This is a genomic window from Paraburkholderia sp. SIMBA_027, from assembly GCF_046535315.1.
GTDB lineage: Bacteria > Pseudomonadota > Gammaproteobacteria > Burkholderiales > Burkholderiaceae > Paraburkholderia > Paraburkholderia tropica.
This window is the reverse complement of the sequence record NZ_JAWRWY010000754.1, coordinates 1-266: the sequence shown is the minus strand read 5'-3', so window position 1 is coordinate 266 and position 266 is coordinate 1. Positions and strand designations below refer to the sequence as shown.

General features: G+C 61.3%; 1 protein-coding gene. It reads left to right on the top strand.

Annotation, left to right across the window (positions count from 1 at the left end; genetic code table 11):
* Nucleotides 1-244, top strand: a 244-nt coding sequence (locus SB764_RS41075) for a YhjD/YihY/BrkB family envelope integrity protein (RefSeq protein ID WP_410866907.1), incomplete at its 5' end; no start/stop codon positions are given.
* Nucleotides 245-266: the final 22 nt, after the last annotated feature.

Below are 266 nucleotides of genomic sequence, written 5' to 3'. Positions count from 1 at the left end.
CTACGGGGCCTTGGCCGGGGTCATCATCATGCTTTTGTGGCTCTGGATCCTCAACATGTCGCTCCTCTTCGGTGCCGAATTCGACGCCGAAATGGAACGCGGCCGCGAGCTGCAGTCAGGCATCGAAGCCGAAGAGAGCCTCCAGTTGCCTCCGCGCGGTACCAAGCGGAGTGACAAGGCGCAGAAGAAGGAAGAAGAAGGCATCCGTGCAGGTGAAGAACTCCGCGAGTCGCACCGGGACTGAAACCGGCGCAAGCCAGGAAGGC